This is a genomic window from Aquimixticola soesokkakensis (assembly GCF_900172375.1).
GTDB lineage: Bacteria > Pseudomonadota > Alphaproteobacteria > Rhodobacterales > Rhodobacteraceae > Aquimixticola > Aquimixticola soesokkakensis.
Map to the genome: position 1 here is coordinate 250,074 of NZ_FWFS01000003.1, position 20,408 is coordinate 270,481.

General features: G+C 62.2%; 17 protein-coding genes and 1 riboswitch. Of the genes, 6 read left to right on the forward strand and 11 right to left on the reverse strand.

The features are described from left to right. Positions 1–486 precede the first annotated feature (486 nt). Positions 487–984 (forward strand): hypothetical protein, encoded by a 498-nt coding sequence (locus AQS8620_RS05585; RefSeq protein WP_143267433.1) that lies wholly within the window; start codon positions 487–489, stop codon positions 982–984. Here AQS8620_RS05585 and trxC read toward each other — a convergent pair. The 5 genes from trxC to gltX form a co-directional block, all read right to left on the reverse strand. Further along, positions 972–1,442, reverse strand: a complete 471-nt coding sequence (gene trxC, locus AQS8620_RS05590; protein WP_085835909.1) for a thioredoxin TrxC — start codon at positions 1,440–1,442, stop codon at positions 972–974. The two genes, AQS8620_RS05585 and trxC, sit on opposite strands and share 13 nt — an antisense overlap. 92 nt (positions 1,443–1,534) lie before the next feature. Further along, positions 1,535–4,378 carry an aminomethyl-transferring glycine dehydrogenase gene (gene gcvP / locus AQS8620_RS05595; protein WP_085835855.1) on the reverse strand — a complete coding sequence of 948 codons (2,844 nt, stop codon included), beginning with the start codon at positions 4,376–4,378 and terminating at the stop codon, positions 1,535–1,537. A 106-nt stretch (positions 4,379–4,484) separates the two neighbouring features. Further along, the gene (gene gcvH / locus AQS8620_RS05600) at positions 4,485–4,844 is read right to left on the reverse strand and encodes a glycine cleavage system protein GcvH (RefSeq protein ID WP_085835856.1); all 360 of its coding nucleotides are present in this window, start codon (positions 4,842–4,844) and stop codon (positions 4,485–4,487) included. A gap of 15 nt (positions 4,845–4,859) precedes the next feature. After that, the gene (gene gcvT, locus AQS8620_RS05605) at positions 4,860–6,002 is read right to left on the reverse strand and encodes a glycine cleavage system aminomethyltransferase GcvT (protein WP_085835857.1); all 1,143 of its coding nucleotides are present in this window, start codon (positions 6,000–6,002) and stop codon (positions 4,860–4,862) included. Between the two features lie 168 nt (positions 6,003–6,170). Then, a riboswitch (glycine riboswitch) is annotated at positions 6,171–6,255 on the reverse strand. Between the two features lie 143 nt (positions 6,256–6,398). Beyond that, complete coding sequence (gene gltX, locus AQS8620_RS05610; protein WP_085835858.1) at positions 6,399–7,721, reverse strand: glutamate--tRNA ligase; 1,323 nt, start codon at positions 7,719–7,721, stop codon at positions 6,399–6,401. Between the two features lie 103 nt (positions 7,722–7,824). Between gltX and AQS8620_RS05615 the strand changes: the two genes are divergently transcribed. Continuing rightward, complete coding sequence (locus tag AQS8620_RS05615) at positions 7,825–8,277, forward strand: metallopeptidase family protein (RefSeq protein ID WP_370737879.1); 453 nt, start codon at positions 7,825–7,827, stop codon at positions 8,275–8,277. Positions 8,278–8,283: 6 nt separating this feature from the next. Here AQS8620_RS05615 and AQS8620_RS05620 read toward each other — a convergent pair whose 3' ends face one another. Both AQS8620_RS05620 and AQS8620_RS05625 read right to left on the reverse strand, forming a co-directional pair. Then, positions 8,284–9,279, reverse strand: a complete 996-nt coding sequence (locus AQS8620_RS05620) for a DUF6976 family protein (protein ID WP_085835860.1) — start codon at positions 9,277–9,279, stop codon at positions 8,284–8,286. Positions 9,280–9,409: 130 nt separating this feature from the next. Continuing rightward, positions 9,410–9,619: a hypothetical protein gene (locus AQS8620_RS05625; protein ID WP_085835861.1), complete on the reverse strand. Its 210-nt coding sequence runs from the start codon at positions 9,617–9,619 to the stop codon at positions 9,410–9,412. Positions 9,620–9,795: 176 nt separating this feature from the next. On the opposite strand from AQS8620_RS05625, the gene AQS8620_RS05630 reads away from it, so the two are divergent. After that, a complete protein-coding gene (locus tag AQS8620_RS05630) occupies positions 9,796–10,764 on the forward strand; it encodes an MBL fold metallo-hydrolase (RefSeq protein ID WP_085835862.1) in 969 nt (322 codons plus the stop codon). A gap of 114 nt (positions 10,765–10,878) precedes the next feature. On the opposite strand, the gene AQS8620_RS05635 is transcribed toward AQS8620_RS05630, so the two are convergent. The 3 genes from AQS8620_RS05635 to AQS8620_RS05645 form a co-directional block, all read right to left on the reverse strand. Continuing rightward, entirely contained in the window at positions 10,879–11,472 is a 594-nt protein-coding gene (locus tag AQS8620_RS05635) for an NAD(P)H-dependent oxidoreductase (protein WP_085835863.1), read from the reverse strand. A gap of 144 nt (positions 11,473–11,616) precedes the next feature. After that, positions 11,617–12,870 (reverse strand): Hsp70 family protein, encoded by a 1,254-nt coding sequence (locus tag AQS8620_RS05640; protein WP_085835864.1) that lies wholly within the window; start codon positions 12,868–12,870, stop codon positions 11,617–11,619. Between the two features lie 75 nt (positions 12,871–12,945). After that, positions 12,946–14,613 (reverse strand): NAD+ synthase, encoded by a 1,668-nt coding sequence (locus tag AQS8620_RS05645; protein ID WP_085835865.1) that lies wholly within the window; start codon positions 14,611–14,613, stop codon positions 12,946–12,948. A gap of 427 nt (positions 14,614–15,040) precedes the next feature. On the opposite strand from AQS8620_RS05645, the gene AQS8620_RS05650 reads away from it, so the two are divergent. Further along, entirely contained in the window at positions 15,041–16,525 is a 1,485-nt protein-coding gene (locus AQS8620_RS05650; RefSeq protein ID WP_442319877.1) for an MORN repeat-containing protein, read from the forward strand. Positions 16,526–16,529: 4 nt separating this feature from the next. Here AQS8620_RS05650 and AQS8620_RS05655 read toward each other — a convergent pair whose 3' ends face one another. Beyond that, on the reverse strand, positions 16,530–17,186 hold the full coding sequence (locus tag AQS8620_RS05655) for an SDR family NAD(P)-dependent oxidoreductase (protein WP_085835866.1): 657 nt from the start codon (positions 17,184–17,186) through the stop codon (positions 16,530–16,532). 286 nt (positions 17,187–17,472) lie between these two features. Between AQS8620_RS05655 and AQS8620_RS05660 the strand changes: the two genes are divergently transcribed. Both AQS8620_RS05660 and AQS8620_RS05665 read left to right on the forward strand, forming a co-directional pair. After that, the gene (locus tag AQS8620_RS05660; RefSeq protein ID WP_085835867.1) at positions 17,473–19,047 is read left to right on the forward strand and encodes a 2-isopropylmalate synthase; all 1,575 of its coding nucleotides are present in this window, start codon (positions 17,473–17,475) and stop codon (positions 19,045–19,047) included. Positions 19,048–19,308: 261 nt separating this feature from the next. Next, positions 19,309–20,346 (forward strand): rod shape-determining protein, encoded by a 1,038-nt coding sequence (locus AQS8620_RS05665; protein ID WP_085835868.1) that lies wholly within the window; start codon positions 19,309–19,311, stop codon positions 20,344–20,346. Positions 20,347–20,408 lie beyond the last annotated feature (62 nt).

Genomic DNA, 20,408 nt, shown 5'->3' on the forward strand with positions numbered 1-20,408 from the left:
AACACGGCCCTTGTGGCCTGCCTCTCCTGTCTTTGTTCGCCCGCCCCTGCGGAGTGGGGGGGCTGTTGCGGTCTGTGCGATCCCGACTGCCTCACTGCAGCGTCACCGAAAATCCGTTGCCTGTCTGTGACACCCGTCAACCGTGTCGGGACTACGTGAAACGACACAGCGCAGCACAGCGCCTCTAAACCTGAGGTTGAATATAGCTCAATTCGCTATATGCTAAAGTGCAATTGCGATATTTACATTTGCGCAGGATCAGGACCAGCACGCTTTGCGCGGGATCAAACGCCCGCCACAAGGCCGATTTCAGACGCACAGATGCCAGTGACGTTTGGCCGTCTTTTTGAAATCCACGGCCAACAGGGCGTGACAAAGCGTTGTTTTCCTTGCCACAGTTGACATTGTACCCGTACGTACTGCCGAAAAGTTTTCCAAAGCGCTATGAGTACGGCCAAAGAAAACGTTTTTTTAGGGTTTGCTTCGATGAGCACTTCTGATGACGATCCGACCCCGGTCGTCACACGCGATCTAACAACACGACAGCGCGAGCGCGTCGCGGCCTCTCTCTATGAGGCAGCCGATCGTGTCGTGGAGGCCGTGCAATTGTCACAGCGCGCCTGCACCATGCCCCCCGCCGAGGCCAGTGCCAAGCTCGATCAGGCGCGCGGCAATGCGCAGGCTCTCGCGCGCGTCGCCCCGCCCCAAGCGCAGGCTCTGCTGTTTCGCCACGGTTGGATGTTCGACGTTCTGGCGGATCTTCACGCCTATGCCGAGGATCAGGGCATGACCCGCGTCGGCGCGGAAATGGCGCGCACCCTCAAGACCCTGTCTGTGGAATTGCGCGCCCTGGAAAGCGAGATGATGGCGGGCGAGCCGCTGGTGCCCTGCCCCCAGTTCAGCGCCAGCAAACATACAGGCGACGCCGCAAATACCCCCCTGCGCCTGACCCCCGCCAAGTCGCGCTGCACTCACGACGGGTGACGCGCAAGCCGTCCGTTTTTCTTGACGAAATCCACAATTTCAGAGGCTGGACGTGCGCCCGCAAGCCGTGCGACTTCGCGCCCGTTTTGAAACAGGATCAACAGGGGGATGCCGCGAATGGCGAATTTGGCGGATACCTCACTGTAGGCTTGCGTGTCGATTTTTGCAAAGCGCGCATGGCCCTTGAACAGGCTTGCCGCTTTGGAAAATTCCGGGGCCATCTGGCGGCACGGCCCACACCAGGGCGCCCAGAAATCGACCACTACGGGCACATCGTCCATGGCTTTGACCTTGCCCAAGGTGATCGGGTCCAATTCTGCCACTTTGCCCGACATCAACGGATCGCCGCAGGTGCCACATTTGGGCCCTGCGCTCAGACGCTCGACGGGCAGGCGATTGCCCTGCCCGCAGGTCATGCAGGCCAGTTTCACCGCTGATTTGTCCAAAGTTCCGGCCATCTTCGCCTCCATATTCACATCAAGGCATATATCGGTTGCGCGCGGCACAAACACAAGGCCCCGCAACAGAGCTGTCGCGGGGCGTTTTATGTCTAGTCAGCCTCGATGTAGTGTTCGGGCGGGGGGCATTGGCAGATCAGGTTGCGGTCCCCAAAGGCATTGTCCACCCGTCCCACGGGCGGCCAGTATTTGTCGACCGTGAAGGCCCCCGGCGGGAAACAGCCCTGCTGGCGCGAATAGGGGCGATCCCAGTCCGCCGTCAGGTCGAGCACCGTGTGGGGGGCGTTTTTCAACGGGTTGTTGTCGCGCGGCATCTCGCCCGCTTCAATCGCCACCATTTCGGCATGGATCGACAGCATCGCCTCGCAAAAGCGGTCAAGCTCGGCTTTGACTTCGGATTCCGTCGGCTCGATCATCAGCGTCCCCGCGACGGGAAAGCTCATCGTCGGGGCATGGAACCCGCTATCCACCAGCCGTTTGGCCAGATCGTCAATGGTGGTATCGGTGCGCTCGCACAATGCGCGCGGGTCGATGATGCACTCATGCGCAACGCGTCCCTGTTTGCCCTTGTAAAGCACGTCAAACGCCCCTTCGAGCCGCTTGGCAATGTAGTTGGCGTTCAGGATGGCCACTTTCGTGGCCTGCGTCAGGCCCGCCCCGCCCATGAGCCGGCAATAGGCCCATGAAATGGGCAGGATGGAAGCCGAGCCATAGGGTGCCGCGGACACGGGGCCTTCTTCGCCCCCCAGCTCGGGGTGACCGGGAAGAAAGCGCTCAAGGTGCTTTTTCACGCCGATCGGCCCCATGCCGGGACCGCCGCCGCCATGCGGAATGCAAAAGGTCTTGTGCAGGTTGAGGTGGCTCACGTCCGACCCGATTTCACCGGGCTTGGCAATGCCCACCATCGCGTTCAGGTTCGCACCGTCCAGATAGACCTGACCGCCGAACTCATGGGTGATGTTGCAGACTTCCTTGACCGACTCCTCGAAGACCCCGTGGGTCGAGGGATAGGTGATCATGCAGGCCGCCAGCCTTTCGCCCGCCGCCTGCGCCTTGGCACGAAAATCATCCAGGTCGATGTCGCCATTGGCGCGGGCTTTGACCACCACCACCTTCATGCCGCACATCTGCGCCGTCGCCGGGTTGGTGCCATGGGCTGAAACGGGGATCAGACAGACATCGCGCGCGCCCTGCCCGTTGGCCCGGTGATAGGCCTTGATCGTCATCAGACCCGCATATTCACCCTGCGCGCCGGAATTGGGCTGCATCGACATGGCGTCATAGCCGGTGATCTCGCACAGCTTGGCCGCGAGGTCCTCGATCATTTCCGCATAGCCCTCGGATTGATCCTTGGGCGCAAAGGGGTGGATGGCGTTGAATTCGGGCCAGGTGATGGGCATCATTTCAACGGCGGCGTTGAGCTTCATCGTGCAAGACCCCAAGGGGATCATCGCGCGATCCAGCGCCAGATCACGATCCGCCAGACGGCGCATGTAGCGCATCATTTCGCCCTCGGCGCGGTTCATGCCGAAAATCGGATGGGTCAGATAGGCGCTTTCGCGCACCAGCGTCTCGGGAAAGCCCAAGCCCGCCCAACCGCCTGTCACCGTGGCGTCATGGCCAAAAGCGCGCCAGACTTTGGTGATCACCTCCGCGTCGGTCATTTCATCGACGGAAATCGCGATCCGGTCGCTGCCCACAGGGCGCAGGTTGATGCCCTCGGCCACCGCAGAGCGCAAGATCACCCCCTGCATCGCCCCGACCTTGACCGTGATCGTATCGAAAAACGCATCCGGTTCCACGTCAAAGCCCGAGGCTTTCAGCCCCCCCGCCAGGGTGACGGCGCTGGTGTGAATGCGCTCGCCAATCGCGCGCAGACCCTGAGGGCCGTGGAACACCGCATAGAACGAGGCCATAACCGCCAGCAGCGCCTGCGCCGTACAGACGTTCGAGGTCGCTTTTTCACGGCGGATGTGTTGCTCGCGGGTTTGCAGGGACAACCGGTAAGCGCGGTTGCCGCGCGCATCGACCGATACGCCGACAATCCGGCCCGGCATCGCGCGTTTCATCGCGTCGCGGCAAGACATAAAGGCCGCATGCGGCCCGCCAAAGCCCATCGGCACGCCAAAGCGCTGCGCCGATCCCACGGCGATATCCGCGCCCATCGCGCCGGGATCCTTGAGCATGGTCAGCGCCATCAGGTCGCTCGCCATGATGGCAACTGCCTTGGCTTCATGCAGCGCCGCGATCGGGGCGGAAAAATCCTGCACATCGCCAAAGGTGCCCGGATACTGGAAAATCGCGCCAAAGACCTTTTCGGCCTCCAGCGTTGCGGGATCGGCGATGATCAACTCGATATCCAGCGGTGCCGCGCGGGTTTTCATCACCGCAATGTTTTGCGGGTGGCAGTTTTCATCGATGAAAAACGCCCGCGCCTTGGATTTGGACACGCGCTGGGCCATGGTCATCGCTTCTGCGCAGGCCGTGGCCTCATCCAGCAGCGAGGCATTGGCGACCGGCAGGCCGGTCATATCCGACACCATCGTCTGGAAATTCAAAAGCGCCTCAAGCCGCCCTTGGGCGATTTCGGGCTGATAGGGGGTATAGGCCGTGTACCACGCGGGGTTTTCGAGAATGTTGCGCTGGATGGCGGGCGGCGTCGCCGTGCCGTAATAGCCCTGCCCGATCAGCGAGACCATTACGCGGTTCTTGCCGGCAACTTTGCGCATATGCCCCAGCACCTCGTGCTCGGTCATCGGCCCCCAGCTGAGCGGCGTGTTCTGGCGGATGCCCAGCGGCACCGTCTCGTCGATCAGCGCATCCAGAGACCGCGCGCCCACCACCTCCAACATGGCCGCCATTTCATCCGGCGAGGGGCCGATGTGGCGGCGGTTGGCAAAATCATAAGGGTTATAGGTGGTGGGCGTATAGGTCATGCCGGATCAGCCTGCGTGTCTATGTGGTGAAAAGGGGGACCGTGCCGCCAAAGGGCCGCACGATCCAAACGGGTATCGCAGCGCCACAGGCGGCGCTGACAGGGCCTTAGCCGACGAATTTGTTGTACTGGCTTTCGGTCATGAAATCGTCGAGCACGGACATGTCCTCGATCTTCATCTTGAAGAACCAGGCCTCCCCGAGCGGATCGTCATTCACGGCCGAGGGGTTTTCCACCAGCGGGCTGTTCACCTCGACAATTTCGCCGTCCAGCGGCGCAAGAATGTCGGAGGCCGCTTTGACGCTCTCGATCACAACGACTTCGTCGTCCTTTGAGACGGTCGTGCCCTCATCGGGGAGTTCGACGAACACAATGTCGCCCAGCTGGGTGGCGGCGTGTTCGGTGATCCCGACCACAACCAGATCGTCTTCGACGCGGAGCCACTCATGTTCTTCGGTAAAATGCATAGCGTTATCCTGCTGTTAGCGCTTGTAGGTAGAGGGTCGAAAGGGCATGGGCGCGACCACGACGGCCAGGCGCTTGCCCCGCAATTCGGCGAAAACCTGCGTGCCATCGGCACTGAGGGCCTCAGGCAGATAGCCCATGGCCACCGGCGCCCCCACCGTGGGGCCAAAGCCGCCCGAGGTGATGGTGCCGATCTGCGTGTCGCTGTCGGCGCTGGCAAACAAGGGCGTGCCCTCGCGCATCGGCGCGCGGCCCTGCGGCAGCAAACCGACGCGCAGCCGCTCGGGGCCGCGCTCGAGTTCGGGCAGGATCACATCGGCGCCCAAAAAACCACCCGCGCGCGCGCCTGCCGTGCGGCGGACCTTCTGGATCGCCCAGGCGATATTGCCCTGCGCCGGTGTTGTCGTGGTGTCCAGATCATGGCCATAGAGACACAGCCCCGCCTCAAGGCGCAGGCTATCGCGCGCCCCAAGACCGATGGGGGCGACCTCGTCCATCTCGCACAGGCTGCGCGCAAAGGCGATGGCGTGATGGGCGGGCACGGAAATCTCGAACCCGTCTTCGCCGGTATAGCCCGAACGCGACACCCAATAGTCGATGCCACCGACGGTAAAGCGCAGGCTATCCATGAATTTCATCGCTGCCACTTCGGGAACCAAGCGCGCCAGCGCCTGTTCGGCCAGCGGCCCCTGCAAGGCCAAAAGCGCGCGCTCGTGCAACACTTCGACGTTCACATCGTCGGGCAACTCCGCCATCAAATGGGCGATATCGGCCTCCTTGCAGGCCGCATTGACCACCAGAAACAGGCAATCCCCCGCATGGGCAATCATCAGATCGTCGGAAATCCCGCCCGAAACCGTGGTAAAGACACCGTAGCGCTGGCGGGTGGGTTTGAGACCCAGCACATCCACCGGCACCAGCGCCTCAAGCGATTGCGCCACATAATCCACACCGCGCGCCGAGCGCAGGATCACCTGGCCCATGTGGCTGACATCGAACAAACCGGCAGCACTGCGCGTATGCAGATGTTCCTTCAAGACGCCCATCGGATATTGCACGGGCATCTCATAGCCTGCGAATGGCACCATTTTTGCGCCCAGATCACGATGGAATTGCGCCAACGGCGTCTGTTTGAGATCGCTGGGATGCGCTCCGGTCATCGATCGTCCTTCCCCGCCGGAACACGCACACGCCGGGCCTTGCCCGTGACGCGATACGCCCGACACCTGTCCACGGGGTGATCCCCCGCCAGATGCCCCCTCTGTCCTTGCGCCTGAGATCGTTATCCCTTCGGCGGGCGCCATGATGCGCCTCTCTCCAGAGTTCTTGGTGCCGCGAAGGTCCATTTGCCTGAGAGTTTACCGGGGCGGTTGCTCCTTCGGCACTGGTGACCAGTTCTCCCAACGCGGGCTGTCTTTTTCCATAGCCAGCCCCGTTGATTCCGGCAAGAGCACGAATGCACCTGAGCGCAGGGAAATCCGGCAACAGAGTATTTTTCCAGCAAAAAGCCCGAGGGCGGCGTGCGACCTCGGGCTTCGTTGGAACGGTTAGAAGGCTTAGAGCTTGGGCTGCTTTTGCAACAGCGGCAGAACGGCCGACATGTCAGGACCGTGATCCATGCCTGTCAGCGCGCGGCGCAACGGCATGAACAGGCCACGCCCCTTGCGCCCCGTTTCGCTTTTAACGTCGGCCGTCCACGTACCCCAGCTGTCTTTGTCGAAGGGGAAGGCCGGCATCAGACCAAACGCGGTCTTGATGAAATCGGCGTCTTCCTCGGCAATGACCGGGGTCGCGCCATTGGCAAAAAGATCCCACCAGTCGCGCATGTCGGATTTCACGGTAATATTGTCGCGCACGACCATCCAGAAATCCTCGCCCTGTGCGTCGGGCACGCCCAGAGCGGCGACATCGGCCGCGACATCGGCAAAGGGTTTGGACTGGTTGATGCGCGCGGTCAGCGGCTTGAGGTCTTCGGCGTCGAATTTGGTCGGCGCTGCGCCGAAATGCGACAGATCGAACCCTTCGATCAGCTCGGCCATCGTGCTGCGCAGCTCGACCGGCTGCGACGAGCCAAGGCGCGCCATCAACGACAAAAGCGCCATCGGCTCGATCCCCGCCGCGCGCAAATCGCGCAGCGCCAAAGTGCCCAGACGTTTGGACAGGGCCTCGCCCTGCGGGCCGGTGAGAAGCGAGTGGTGGGCAAAGCTTGGCACCGTGCCGCCCAGCGCCTCGATGATCTGGATCTGGGTCGCGGTGTTGGTCACGTGATCGGACCCGCGCACCACATGGGTGATGCCGAAATCCACGTCATCACAGACCGAAGCCAGCGTATAGAGGAACTGCCCGTCGGCACGGATCAGCACCGGATCGGACACAGAGGCCGCGTCGATGGAGATATCGCCAAGGATGCCATCCACCCAGGTGATCCGTTCCTGATCCAGCTTGAAACGCCAGTGTCCCGCCCCACGCTCGGCGCGCAGTTTGGCCTTTTGCGCGTCATCAAGCGCAAGGCCCGCGCGGTCGTAGACGGGCGGCTTGCCCATGTTGAGCTGTTTCTTGCGTTTGAGGTCCAGCTCGGTCGGCGTTTCGAAACACTCGTAAAAGCGTCCCTTGTCGCGCAGGTCTTGCGCGGCCTGCTCATAGCGCTCGAGCCGCGAGGATTGCGTTTCCAGGCGGTCCCAGGTCAGGCCCAGCCATTCGAGGTCCTCTTTGATCCCGTCGACATATTCCTGTTTGGAACGTTCGGGGTCGGTATCATCCATGCGCAGGATGAATTCGCCGCCCGACTTGCGCGCGATCAGGTAGTTGAACAAGGCGGTGCGCAGGTTGCCGATGTGGATAAAGCCGGTGGGCGAGGGCGCGAAACGGGTAACGGTCATGAGCTGGTCTCCTGTTGCGCTTCCTCTTTCACAACGGCCCGCAATTGTCCATATCAGGGAGACGTGCGCCCCGCTGCGCGCGCATTTACGAAAGGTTTGGCCCGTGCCCGCACCCACTGACCCCCAGCCCGCGTCCCCCTCCGGCTCGACGTCGCGTGTCACCGACCGCATCGCGCCGGATCTGGCGACCATCGAAACCATCGCGCGCGAAACCATCGCCGCCCTGCCCGCCGCTTTCGTCGATGCCGCCGCAGCCTTGGCCGTGCATGTGATGGATTTCGCACCCGACGACCTGTTGGGCGAAATCGGGATAGAGGATGCCTTCGAATTGACCGGCCTCTACACCGGCATTCCCATGACGGAAAAATCGGTGATGGATCAGGCCCTGTCGCCCGATGCCATCTGGCTGTTTCGCCGCCCCATTCTGGATGAGTGGTGCGCGCGCGGCAACATCGGGCTGACCGCCCTGGTCGCCCATGTCACCGTGCATGAGGTCGCGCATCACTTTGGCTGGTCCGATGACGACATTGCCGCCATCGACCGCTGGTGGGAATAAGCGCCCTCAGGCGACGGCGGCCTGCTCTTGGGCCTGCAGTGACAGACGCACCATTGTCTGGTTCAACAGGATATAGGCGATTTCGCCAAAGGTGGCCGGTCCCGTGAAGGTGCCGGTCTTTTTGCCCTCCAGCTCGCCGTAAAGGAAATTGAGGATACAATTGCACGACAGCTCGTTGGCGCCATCGCCGCTGGCACGTTTGGCAAAGGCCTCCGCATAGGCGCCCGGCGAGCGCGCAAGGCGATATTCGACCCCCGCGACGACCGGCGCGTAAAACGACACGCCGGATGTATCAACCGATTGAAAAGACACGTTGATCATCGCACCGGCGTAATTGGCGACCAGCGGGAGCTGGATGTCGATTCCCTGCTCCTCGACATAGGCTGCAAAATCAACGTCCCGCCCGTTCACCAGCGCACGTGTTGCGGAAAACCCGTCGTCGTGGAACACCAGTACATCGGCATCTTCATCCTGTTCAAAGAGGTTCAGGATATCGAGATCCGCGTATTGGTCCTGCCCCAGTTCGACGTGCAAAACTACCGCCCCCTCGCTATGCGCGGTGCCTGTCGCCCCGTCATAGACCAGCGGTTTCTCAGTCTCGGGTCCGTCGATATGCTTGCCGGTGATCCAGCCCATCAGCGGCTGGTCAAACACGCCCGCATAGCTGCTGGCGTGCAGTGCAAAATCGAAATGCGCCTGAGAAAAGGCCGGAATGAGGATCATCGACAGCCCGTTGTCAAAGCGGTTCATCGTCAGATTGCGCAGATCCTCCCCCGCATAGAGCACCGCACGCGCGGCCGTCGCATCTTCGATCTGGGTTACGAAAATATTGTCGTGGTCAACGCATCCGCCCTCTTGGGTGACGAAATAGACGGTCGTGCCGCCGATCCACTGGCCCTTGGGCAACTGCGAGAGCGCCGCGCGCGACCCCGCAAGCAACAACACCGCGCCGCTTTGGATCAGATCCGTGACCTGTGCCACACTCATGAGACTGTTTTTCATTCCATTTACTCCTGCACGCTTAACACTCTGCCCGCGCTACACTCTGCCCGCGCTACACTCTGCCCGCTTTACGTTCTGCCCGCTTTACGTTCTGCCCGCGGCCTATCGGCACCGCGCGCTTCGAGCGGCGTTAGAAATGCGCTAGATCCTTCAGCGCAAAGGCATTTTTTTCGAAATAGGCCCGCAGCTCGTTGATTTTCGCCATCATCTCAGCGGGAGCGCCTTTGACTTCTCGTCGCAAGCGCGTGACCAGAATTTTGGTCGCCAGCGACGCCGCCGACAGATCTTTTTCAGAAGTCAGAACCCGTGTCCAACAGGGGTCATTCGCGGTTGGCACCATGATGCGCTCCTCGACAAGCCAAACAAAGATGCGCCTGTTTTACGGGTGATTCCCTAAGGCACCGTTTACGGCGTCATGCTCTGGACAAAAACAACGCCCTCACGCTTGCGTGACATCGCTCGTTGCTGCACCCCGCTGTGCTACCTTTGGACAAAGCAACTGATCTGGAGACTTCCATGCGCGACGCCACCAAGACCTCTCGCCGTGCCGTTTTGGCCGGTTCGGCGGCCCTGCCCTTTGCGGCAGCCGCCACCCTACGCCCCGCCGCAGCCCAAGAGGCCATTGCTGCCGCCCCCGACGCCCCCAAAGTGCCGACTGTTCCCACCCATCGCAGCATCAAGCTGGGCGATTTCGAAGTGACCGCCCTGCTGGCGGGCACCAACACCCGCACGCAACCGCATGAGATTTTCGGGGCGAACGCCAGCGACGAAACCTTTGCAGCGGTCGCTGAGGCGAACTTTATTCCCGCTGACAAGGCCCAGTTTTTCTACACGCCAACGCTGGTAAAAACCGCCACGGACCTCGTGCTGTTTGACACGGGCTTCTCGGGCGAAGGGCTGGTGAGCGCGCTCACCAGTGCCGGCTACAGCGCCGATGATGTCACCCAAGTCGTGATTACCCACATGCACGGTGACCACATCGGCGGGCTGATGACGGCGGGCAGCGCGACCTTCGCCAATGCCGCCTATACGACCGGCGCCACGGAGTTCGACCATTGGGCGGCGGCGGGAAATGACGGGTTCGAGGCCAATGTGCGCCCGCTGGCAGATCGTTTCTCCATGATCAACGAGGGCGACAGCCCCGTGTCGGGCATCACGGCCGTGAATGCTTTTGGCCATACGCCGGGCATGTTTGCCTATATGCTCGAAAGCAACGGCGCGCAGATGCTGCTGGGGGCAGATTTTGCCAACCACTACGTGTTTTCGCTGGCCTATCCTGATTGGGAAGTGTCCTTTGACACCGACAAGGCGCAGGCTGCAGCGACCCGCAAGCGCCTTTTGGACATGCTTGCGACCGATCGCCTGCCCTTCCTGGGGTATCACATGCCCTTCCCCGCGATGGGCTATGTCGCCAAGGGTGGCCTGCGCGAGGACGCCAGCTATTCCTATGTGCCTGCGTCCTACCAGTTCCTCCTCGACAGCTAAACATCCGGCTACACCGACAAAAAGGCCCACAAAAAGGCCCGCAAAAAAGCCCCGTGCAGAGCGCTGCGCGGGGCCTTTTACGTTCAAACTGGCGGGCTGTGCGCCTCTGTGGCTTTAGCCAAGCAGTTTTTTGGAAATCTCGACCAGACGCGTGGCTTGGTGCGCAACGGCGGCCTTGCCTTTGTCGTCGAATTTACCGGCAATGGCGGAGTAGCCGTAGGGGTTGCCACCGGCTTCAGCGATCGAGCCGTCGGTGAACCCGGGAGCGACAATGATCGAGCCCCAGTGCATGAAGGTGGTGTAGAGCGACTGCAACGTCGTTTCCATCCCGCCGTGCATGTTGCCCGTCGAGGTGCTTGCGGTCACGGCTTTGTTGGCCAAAGCGCCCGTGTACCAAACACCGCCCAGCGTGTCGATGAAGGCGCGCAGCTGGCTGGCGACCACCCCGAAACGGGTGGGGGCGGCAAAGAAATAGGCATCCGCCCATTCCATATCCGCAGGGGTTGCGGCCGGAATGTCGGAGGTTTTTTCCGCCTGGGCTTTCCATGCGTCCTGCCCTTCGACGACCTCGGCGGGGGCGGTTTCAGCGACGCGCAGCAGGCGCACTTCTGCGCCAGCGGCCTCGGCAGCGCGTTGGGCTTCGAGAGCGACGGCGTGGTTGGTGCCGTAGGTGGAGTAGAAAATGATCGCGACTTTGGGTTGTGCCATGGGAGGGCTCCTTTCGAGCGAATGGACAAAATCTGCGGCTCAGGTGAGGTTGCAGGGCCGCTTGCCCCTGACCTAGCGCCTGTGCGGCGGCATCGCCACTCGCAGAATGCGCACGCATGCTGCGCGGCTGCGCACAGCCACCCCTCAGGCGTGTTGCGTGGCGCTCTGGGCCGTGGCCAGCGCCAGACCGTCCACCACCGCTGTCATCACCTCGGAAAATTCGTGCTGCGCGTCGGGCAGAACCGCGCGCACGGCCTCGGGCACCACCGACATCAAGGAAGAGCCGCCCACAAACACCACCGAGCCAACCGCCTCGGGCGCAAGGCTTGCGCGGGTCAGCGTTTCGCGCACGGCCTCGACCAGATCGGCGCGATGCGCGGCCAGCGCCCCCTCCAGCCCCGCGCGATCCACATCGGCGGCCAGTCGTTTTTCAACCACCGAGAGGTCGATTTTCCCCTGCCCTGCCTTGTTCACCGCGATTTTGCCGCGCTCGACCGCAAAGGCGATTTCATGGCCCAGCTCGGCCTCGATCACCTCGACCAGACGGCCCAGTTTTTCCGGCTCGACCGCGAGGCTTTCGAGGTCTTCGACCAGCCGCATCGTTTCGCGCGTGTAAAGAAAGGGGATCTTTTCCCAGGTCGCAAGGTCGTTGAACAGGGTGTTGGGGATCGGCAGCAGGCCTTTGCCCATCTCGCGGCGCACCTGCCCGCCGTAGCCCAAAAGCGGCATGGCATGGCGCAGGCTGACCGCGTGATCGAAATTGGTGCCCCCCAGCCGGATACCGTGCGACGACAGAATATCGGCGCGCCCCTGCGTGGAGCGGAACAGCGAAAAATCCGACGTGCCGCCGCCGATGTCGACGATCAGCCCGATTTGGCCCGCCTCGCTCAACCCATGCGCGGCCAGTGCCGCGGCTTCGGGTTCGGGCAGAAACGCGACATGGGTAAAACCGGCGGCGAGATAGGCGTCGCGCAGATCAATTTCGGCCTGCGCATCCATCGCCGCGTCGCGCGAGTGAAAATGCACAGGACGCCCCGACAGCGCGCGGGTGACAGGCTGGCCGAACTGGTCCTCTGCGGCCTTGCGCAGCCGTTCCAGAAACAGCGTGATGATATCGAGCAGCGTGCGCCGCTTGCCCGCGATCAGGCGGGTTTCGCGCAGCAAAGGCGTGCCCAGCACCGATTTGAGCGCACGCATGTAGCGCCCCTCGTCGCCCGCGATCAGCGCGGCCTGCGCGGCGCGCCCGATCTTCATCCCGCCGCGGTTGTCGAAAAACACGGCCGTGGGCAGCGTGTCCTCGCCCCCCTCGACCAACAGCCGGTAGGGGGCGCCGTTCACCAAGACCGCCGCGGCCGAGTTGGAGGTGCCAAAATCAATACCCAAAGTGATCTCGTACATGGCGCGCGCTCCGCTGGTCGATGGACTGAAAGACGCGGCTTTTAGATCATGCCCGCGTGCCGTTCAAGGCCACAATCAAGTGGTGTCGCGCCAGCGGTTGGCGATGGGATAGCGGCGATCCAGCCAGAAGGCCCGCGGGGTCAGCCGCGCGCCCGGTGCGGATTGAAAGCGTTTGTATTCCGAAATGTAGAGCAGATGTTCGACCCGTTTGACCGTGTCGCGCTCAAAGCCCGCCGCGACAAGTTCCGCGACCGATTCCTCGCGATCCACGAGGCCTTCGAGGATGGCATCCAGCACCTCATAGGGCGGCAGGCTGTCGTCGTCGCGCTGGTCGGGGCGCAGCTCTGCCGAGGGCGGTTTGTCGATGATCGAAACGGGGATGACTTCGCCTGCCGGGGCCAGCATCCAGGGACGGTGGTTGGCGTTACGCCAGCGGCACTGTTCGAACACGCGGGTTTTGTAGAGGTCTTTGATCGGGTTGTAGCCGCCGTTCATGTCGCCATAAATCGTGCAATAGCCCACGGCCATTTCCGATTTATTGCCCGTGGTCAGCAACATTTCCCCGAATTTGTTCGACATCGCCATCAGGAGCAGCCCACGCAGGCGGCTTTGGATGTTTTCCTCGGTGGTATCGGCGGCGCGGCCTGCAAAGAGGTCGGCCAGCGTGTCCGTGATCGCGTCGCGACCTGCGGAAATCGGCACAAAGTCATAGGGGCAGCCCAGGCGTTGGGCGCAGTCCTTGGCATCGTCCAGCGACCCTTGGGAGGTATATTCCGAGGGCAGCATCACGCAGCGCACGTTCTGGGGGCCGATCGCATCGGCGGCAATCGTGGCGACAATCGCGCTGTCGATCCCGCCCGACAGGCCCAACAGCACCTTTTTGAACCCCGATTTGCGCAGGTAATCGCGCAAGGCCAGCACCATCGCGTGATAGTCCTGTTCGTAGTCCACCGGGGTCGCGGTGATCGCGCCTGCGCTGGCTTCCCAGCCCTCCTCTTTGACGATGAAGTCAACATGGCGGACCTCTTCCTCGAAGGTCTTGAACTGATGGGCAATTTTGCCGTGACGGTTGAGCACGAAAGACCCGCCGTCGAAAATCTGGTCGTCCTGCCCCCCCACCATATTGAGATAGACCATCGGCAGACCCGTCTCCACCACCCGCCCCACCATCAGCCCGAGGCGGCGGTCGTGTTTGGCGCGATAATAGGGCGAACCATTGGGCACCAACAGGATTTCAGCGCCCGATTCAACCAGCGTTTCGGGCACTTCGACGTGCCATGCGTCCTCGCAGATCGGAGTTCCGATGCGCAGCGGGCCGATGCGATAGGGGCCGGTGATATCACCGCTGTCAAAGAGGCGCACCTCGTCAAACACGGTTTCATTCGGCAGATTATGTTTCAAAACAACCACCTGCACGCGCCCCTCGGCCAGCACCCAATAGCCGTTATACAGCTTGTCCCCATAGGCATAGGGCGCGCCGACACCGATGGCGGGGCCGTCTGCTGTCAGCGGGGCCAAGGCCTCGACGGCCTGCATGCAGGCGGTGGTAAAGGCGGGTTTCATCACCAGATCCTGGGTCTGATAGCCCGCAATGAACATTTCCGGCAGGGCCAGCATATCCGCGCCTGCGCTCTTGGCCTCGGCGTAGACGGCACGCAGGCGGTCGGCATTCTCGCCAATCGCCCCGACGGTCGGGTTGAGCTGGGCGAGGGTCAGGCGAAACGTGGCGGCACTGTCGGGCATGGTCGGTCCTTGGGAGGGTGGCAGGCAGGGTGGTGAGCAAGGTGTCAGGTGAGGCGGGCGGTCATCTTGGCCAAAGGTGTAGCCCGCGACATGCCCGAGGGAAAGGGCAAGGGAAAGCCGATCCGCCGCAAAAGCGCGCGAATCCATTTGCCACTCATTGGCCCTCCCCCTAACCTGCGGACGAAATAACACGCCAGCCCGCCTGCGTTGTGCGCCTGCCTGCGTTGGGCGATTGTGCACCGACGCCCATCGCCGCCAGTGCCCCGTGTTTGCCCGCCCTCGTTTCTGACCGCCCCGGTCAGTGCCTTCGCGCGCTTTAACGGCGCAAAGACAACCGAAAAGAGCCCCCGTGACCCGCACTGTGACCCGCACTTTCGTGACCCGCTTTCTGCCCGCTCTGCCCGCAGCCTCTCTGACCGCCGTCTCTTTGCCCGCTGTCTTGGGCCTCACAACCGCGCTGGCCTTTGGCCCGCTGGCCGCCCTTGCCCAGGACACCAGCGCCACCACCAAGCAATATGACGAGGGTGGCATCTATGAGGGCGCATTCACCAACGGGGTGCAAAACGGCATCGGCACCTACCGCCTGCCAGACGGATTCGAGTATACCGGTGAATGGGTGATGGGCGTGATCGAAGGCCAAGGCATAGCCAAATACCCCAATTTCTCGGTCTATGAGGGGCATTTTTCCGCCGGAAAACCCGATGGCACCGGCAAGATCACCTATCCCGATGGCGGCACCTATGAAGGCGACTGGGTGGCGGGCACCATCACGGGTGAAGGCCGTGCGACCTATGCGGGCGGTGTGACCTATGAGGGCAGCTTCAAGGACGGGTTGCACGATGGCGTGGGCCGCATGACCGGCCCCGACGGCTATGTCTACGAAGGTGATTGGGTGGCGGGTGCCAAAGAAGGCACGGGCAAGGTCACGCATACTGACGGCTCGACCTATGTCGGCGCCATGGCCGCCAATGCGCGCAACGGTGCGGGCGTGTTGACCTTTCCCAACGGCTACTCCCTTGATTGTACGTGGGTTGATAACCTCTGCGAGGGCACGGGCACGCTTACCCAACCGGGCGGCGACACCTATGTCGGGGATCTGGTGGGGGGCAAGCGCGAGGGCACGGGAACCGTCACCTACGCCAATGGCGACAGCTACGAGGGCCAGTTCGTGGCCGACAAACGCCAAGGCAGCGGCACCTTCACCGGCACCGACGGTTATGAATATGTCGGGGATTGGGTCGAGGGCCGCATCGAGGGCAAGGGCCGTGTGACCTATCCTGATGGCTCGGTCTATGAGGGCGATTTTCTGGACGACCTCCCCCACGGCACGGGCACCATCACCTATACCGGCGGCACGACCTATACGGGCGCGTGGCAATATGGCGTGATCGAGGGCACGGGCGTGCTGACCTATGCCAACGGGCTGGTCTACGAGGGCGCGTTCCACAACGCCAAAAACGAGGGCAAGGGTCGCATGACCTACACCGACGGCTTTGTCTACGATGGCGACTGGGTCGCAGGCGAGCGCGAAGGCCAAGGGGTTGCCACCTACGCCGATGGCACCCGCTACGAGGGCGGCTTTGTGGCCGGAAAGCGCGAGGGTATGGGCACGCTCACGATGCCCTCGGGCTTTACCTACGAGGGCGAATGGAAAGCGGGCGAAATCGAGGGCACGGGGGTGGCGACCTATGCCAATGGCGACCGCTACGAGGGCAATTTCGCCGCTGGAAAACGTCAAGGCGCTGGCGTGATTCTCTATGCCAGCGGCCAGACCGCTTCGGGGCGCTGGGAGGACGGGGAGCTGGTGGAACCGACCCCCCAAGAGGACAGCAGCCAAGAGGACAGCGGCCAAGAGGACAGCGGCCAAGATAGCACCGCGCAATCCCAAAGCGATGCGGGGGCGGGCGAATAGCCTTTTACCACGCCACCTCGCGACCGCTCCAGTCGAAAAACAGGCCGCTGTCGGTCGAGGCGCGCGCCTCGAGCACCGCGCAAAGATGCTCTGCCGCCCCCTGAGGCGTCTGTTTTTCACGTTTGAAATCCCGGGTAAATTCGGTTGCCACCGTTCCGGGATGATAGGCGATAAGGCAGGCGTTGGGGTGGCTGCGCGCCAATTCGATTGCAGCCGTGTGGACCAGTTGGTTGAGGGCGGCTTTGGCGGCGCGATAGGCGTACCAGCCCCCCATGCGGTTATCCCCGATGGAGCCGACCCGCGCTGACAGCACCGCGACTTTCGCGTCGCCCTTGCGCGCCAACAGGCGCGGCAGGTGGCGCAACACCAGCGCCGGACCAATGGCATTCACCGCAAACTGATCCGCAAGCGCCTCTGCCGTAACCTCGCGCAGGGATTTTTCAGGCGCCCGCCCGGCTCCGGCCAATTGCCCCGTCGCCACGACAAGCCGATCAAAGGTCCCCTCAACGGCGCGCATCCCCTGCTCGACGCTATCCGCGTCCCGCAAATCGAATCCGGTCTCGCGCCGCGATAGTGCGACGACCTCAACCCCTTGGGAGCGGTATCGCGCCGTGACAGCCCGCCCGATTCCCCCAGTTGCGCCGATGACCAAAGCCCGCATGACATCCTCACTTTCTGTCAGGGGGCTACGCGCCGGGGCGCATTTTGGTTCACTTTGAGCTTTTCATTATGACGCGGCGGGCTATAGTCCGCCCCATGACAATGATGACCGCACCCCGATCCTGTGCTGCCTTGCCCGCCTCCGGCGTGGCCCTTTGTCGTGCTCCCCTTGTGGGCCTGCTTCTTCTTAGCTGCCTCTGAGCGTGCCTTGCGGCGCGTCGCTCGGAGGTGGAGTTAGCGCTGCAAATCACCCCACAAGCTAAGACCAGATATAGAGAATTCCTGACATGACCCAGACCGACAAAGACCGCGTGCTGATTTTTGACACCACTCTGCGCGATGGTGAACAATCCCCCGGCGCCACAATGAGCCACAACGAAAAGATGGAAATTGCCACGCTGCTCGACGAGATGGGCGTGGACATCATCGAAGCGGGGTTTCCCATCGCCTCCATCGGCGATTTCGAAGCGGTGAGCGAGATTGCCAAACTGGCAAAAACCGCGACGATCTGCGGTCTGGCGCGGGCGAATATCGGTGATATCGACCGCTGCTGGGAAGCGGTAAAACACGCAAAATCCCCGCGTATTCATACGTTTATCGGCACATCGCCGCTGCACCGTGCGATCCCCAACCTCGACATGGACCAGATGGCCGAGCGCATCCACGACACGGTGACCCACGCGCGCAACCTGTGCGACAACGTGCAATGGTCGCCGATGGATGCGACCCGCACCGAGCATGATTACCTGTGCCGCGTGGTGGAAATCGCCATCAAGGCCGGTGCCACCACGATCAACATCCCCGATACCGTGGGCTACACCATCCCGCGCGAGAGCGCCGAGCTGATCGAGATGCTGCGCAACCGCGTGCCCGGTGCCGACGACATCATTTTCGCCACCCATTGCCATAACGACCTCGGGATGGCGACCGCCAATGCGCTGGCCGCCGTCGAAGCCGGTGCGCGCCAGATCGAGTGCACCATCAACGGTTTGGGGGAACGCGCGGGCAACACCGCCCTTGAAGAAGTCGTCATGGCGCTGAAAATCCGCCACGATCGCATGCCCTTTGGCACCAAAATCGACACGACGAAAATCATGAACATCTCGCGCCGTGTTGCGCAGGTGGCAGGCTTTCCGGTGCAATATAACAAGGCCATCGTCGGCAAGAACGCCTTTGCCCATGAAAGCGGCATCCACCAGGACGGGATGCTGAAAAACGCCGAGACCTTTGAAATCATGCGCCCGCAAGATGTCGGTCTCTCGGGCACCTCCCTGCCCTTGGGCAAACATTCGGGGCGTGCGGCGCTGCGCGCCAAGCTTGACGAATTGGGATTTGCGCTGGCCGATAACCAGCTCAAGGATGTGTTCGTGCGCTTCAAAGAGCTGGCGGACCGCAAGAAAGAAGTGTTCGACGAAGACCTGATGGCGCTGTTGCGCGATAGCGGCGCGGCCGAGCAAAACGAACGCATCAAGGTCAAGCACCTGCGCGTGGTCTGTGGCACGCAATCCCCGCAAACCGCTGATATCACGCTGGAAGTGGACGGTGTCGACCATCCGATGACCTGCGAGGGGGACGGGCCCGTCGATGCGACCTTCAAGGCGATCAAGGCGATTTTCCCCACCACCGCGCGTCTGCAGCTCTATCAGGTGCATGCGGTGACCGAAGGCACCGATGCGCAGGCGACCGTTTCGGTGCGCCTTGAAGAGGACGGCAAAATCGTCACCGGCCAGTCCTCGGACACCGATACGGTCGTGGCCTCGGCCAAAGCCTATGTGAACGCGATGAACCGCCTTCTGGTGCGGCGCGAAAAATCCGCCCCCGATGCGGATGTCAAAACGGTGAAATACACCGACGCAGGCTAAGCACGCGCACCACAAAGCGCAGGCAGGTCACGCGATAAAAGGGGGCATCCTTGGGGGTGCCCTTTTCGCTGTGGGCCTGCCCCTGCCCGCGGCCAGAATGCTGCAGATGCACGGGGCTGTGATCGCAACCAAGCGGCAAGCCGCCCAGCCACGTGAATCGCGCCCTTTCCTCATTGCGCAGGGGTGCCTATAAGACTGCGGACCGCGAGCGGGAAACCGACTCATGCGGCGTGCGTACTGGGGACTTGGGAACACAAAATTATGGCGGGCTTTGGCAGCATTTTTTCGTCCGATATGGCGATCGACTTGGGCACAGCGAACACGTTGGTCTACGTGAAGGGCAAAGGGGTCATCCTCAACGAGCCCTCCGTGGTGGCCTACCACGTCAAAGATGGCAAGAAGCAGGTGCTGGCTGTGGGCGAAGATGCCAAGCTGATGCTGGGCCGCACCCCCGGTTCGATCGAGGCGATCCGCCCGATGCGCGACGGGGTGATTGCCGATTTCGACACCGCCGAAGAGATGATCAAGCACTTTATCCGCAAGGTTCACAAGCGCACGACATTTTCCAAACCCAAGATCATCGTCTGCGTGCCCCATGGCGCAACGCCCGTTGAAAAACGCGCGATCCGCCAGTCGGTTCTGTCGGCAGGCGCGCGGCGTGCAGGGTTGATTGCCGAACCGATTGCGGCGGCCATCGGCGCGGGCATGCCGATCACCGATCCCACCGGCAACATGGTTGTCGATATCGGTGGGGGCACCACCGAAGTGGCGGTTCTGAGCTTGGGCGACATCGTTTATGCGCGCTCGGTGCGCGTGGGCGGCGACCGTATGGACGAGGCGATCATTTCCTACCTGCGCCGCCAGCAGAACCTGTTGATCGGTGAGGCGACATCCGAGCGCATCAAAACCACCATCGGCACGGCGCGCATGCCCGACGACGGGCGCGGCGCCTCGCTGACCATTCGCGGCCGTGACCTGCTCAACGGTGTGCCCAAGGAAATCGAAATCAATCAGGCCATGGTGGCCGAAGCCTTGGCCGAACCTGTGCAGCAGATCTGCGAGGCGGTGATGGCGGCGCTGGAAACCACGCCGCCCGATCTTGCGGCGGATATCGTGGATCGCGGCGTGATGCTGACCGGCGGCGGGGCGCTTTTGGGCGAATTGGATCTGGCGCTGCGCGAACAGACCGGCCTTGCGATTTCGGTGGCCGATGAGTCACTCAATTGTGTGGCGCTCGGGACCGGCAAAGCGCTGGAATATGAAAAGCAACTGCGTCATGTCATCGATTACGACAGCTAGGATCAGAGTTTTCACATTCTGATGTATGATGTGTCGGCCCGCGCTTCTGGAAAAAGGAAGCG